This window comes from Microbacterium sp. CPCC 204701 (assembly GCF_004010105.1).
Taxonomy (GTDB): domain Bacteria; phylum Actinomycetota; class Actinomycetes; order Actinomycetales; family Microbacteriaceae; genus Microbacterium.
In genome coordinates this window covers 1-1,965 of record NZ_RRYE01000478.1, presented here as the reverse complement: position 1 = coordinate 1,965, position 1,965 = coordinate 1, and the positions used below count along the sequence as shown (strand labels likewise).

Sequence of the window (1,965 nt, the reverse complement as noted above, 5' to 3'; positions counted from 1 at the left end):
GGCCGCATACGCGCCACCGGCCGCATACGCGCCGGCACCGGCCGCATACGCTCCCGCTCCTGCTCCCGCCGCGTTCGAACTCGTCCCGGCCGGCGCCGCGCTCGCCGAGGACGTCGAGCGGACGCGGGTGGCGGCAGCCGTTCCCCCTCCCGCGCAGCGGGCGGCGCTGTATCCCGACGCGCCCGTGCTCGCGGTGCTCACGTGGGACGACGGCACGCGCATGGCCGTCTATGGCCGCACGCTGTACGGCCGCAACCCGGCAGGTGAGGCGGGCGCCGTGACCGTCGCGGTGCGCGACGAGACGCTGTCGCTGTCGAAGACGCACTTCGAGGTCGGCTCGGACGAGCGCGGTCCGTGGATCGTCGATCGCCACTCCACGAACGGGACGGTGCTGGTGCGCGATGGCGGGCGTCTTCCGCTCGTCCCGGGCGTGCGCACCACCCTGCGCGACGGCGACCGACTCGACCTCGGCGACCGCAGCACGACGGTGGGCGTCATATGACGCAGGACCCGCCCATCACGGTGCGGTGCGGCGCAGCCACCGACGCAGGTTTGCGGCGGCGCATCAACGAGGACTCGTTCCTGGCCAGGTCGCCACTGTTCCTCGTGGCCGACGGCATGGGCGGACATCAGGCGGGCGAGATCGCGAGCGCGACCGTGATCGACGAGTTCGTCGCGTTCACCGGTCGCGACAGCCTCACGATCGACGACATCCACGCCGCCATCGCCCGGGCACGCCGACGGGTCGACGCACTGCCGGCCGGCTCCGGTGCGGGAGCCGGCACGACCCTGAGCGGCGTCGTCATCGCCGATGTCGCGGGCGAGGGCTATTGGCTCGCGGTCAACCTGGGCGACTCGCGGACGTACCGGCTCAGCGAGGGCCGCTTCGAGCAGGTGAGCGTCGATCACTCCGTGGTGCAGGAGCTCATCGACAGCGGCGAGCTGAGCGCCGAGGCCGCGCACCGCGACACGCGCCGCAACGTGATCACGCGGGCGATCGGGGCCGGCAGCGACGGCGAGCCCGACTACTGGATGCTCCCGGCCGAGGCCGGCGACCGCATCCTGGTGTGCTCCGACGGCCTCTCGAGCGAGCTCGAGGACTCCCGCATCCACGACGTGCTGCGCGATGAGAGCGATCCGCAGGCGGCGGCCACTCGACTCGTGCACGAGGCCATGATCAGCGGTGGGCGCGACAACATCACGGTGCTCGTCGTGGACGCCGTCGTCGTCAGCACGCGCGCCGACCCCTCGGGCGAGCGCGATACGGTACCAGCAGCCCCCACGACCGACGTCGAGATCGACGGCGATACGCTTCCCCGCGCCGTCGCCGCTGGAGGATTCTGATGCCCTCGCTGTACTCTCCGGGCGATTCGCTCGTCGCGGCCACGCCGCAGGGCGTCGTCGTGCTCGAACCCGGAAGCCCCGTGAAGGTCGCCGTGCGGGTGCGCGGGCTGATCGCCGAGAACCGTGGGCTGGGCGGGGTCATCGAGGCGCTCACCGGCGCGTACGGTGCGTCGCTGACCGCAATGCCGTCGTTCGCGGTGGCCCTCGCCGAGGGCGACAAGGTGCGCGTCGCCGTGCGCGGCGCGTTCGTGCTGCAGGTCGAGTCCGACCGCCCCGAGTCGATCTCGGGCGAGGGCGTCACGACGTGGAGCGAACGCGTGGTGGATCACGCCGGCCGCGTCACGGTGTCGTCGCGATCGACGCCGGCGGCGACGTCCCCCACGCCCCCGCCGGGCCCCGCTGGGGCGTCGTCCGAAGCCTCCGGGCGTGTAGGCCCAGTCTCGGCGATGGCGTCGCGAACCCCCGAGCTGCCGGTGGCCGACGGCGTGGTCCTCGCTTCGGTCGTCGTGTGGGCGCCCGAGGGTGCGGCTGCGACCGCGCCGGGCGGGGCCGGAGGGGACTCGAGGCCTGAAGCGGTCGTGCCCGCTCCGTCTCCGCTGCCCGCACCAGAACCGTCGGTGG

Annotated in this window: 2 protein-coding genes and 1 pseudogene; all 3 read left to right on the top strand. The window is 73.3% G+C overall.

Features of this window, described 5'->3' with window-relative positions:
- The coding region (locus tag EIO58_RS16995) for an FHA domain-containing protein (RefSeq protein WP_164861827.1) at positions 1 to 502 on the top strand (502 nt) is incomplete at its 5' end.
- Positions 499 to 1,344: a PP2C family protein-serine/threonine phosphatase gene (locus tag EIO58_RS16990; protein ID WP_127820454.1), complete on the top strand. Its 846-nt coding sequence runs from the start codon at positions 499 to 501 to the stop codon at positions 1,342 to 1,344. The genes EIO58_RS16995 and EIO58_RS16990, both read left to right, overlap by 4 nt.
- Positions 1,344 to 1,965 (top strand): annotated as a pseudogene (locus EIO58_RS16985) (hypothetical protein); the annotation flags it as partial. The gene EIO58_RS16990 and the pseudogene EIO58_RS16985, both read left to right, overlap by 1 nt.

Coding starts and splice junctions, on each gene's coding strand:
- EIO58_RS16990 (WP_127820454.1), top strand. CDS start 499: ATGACGCAGGACCCGCCCATCACGGTGCGGTGCGGCGCAGCCACCGAC.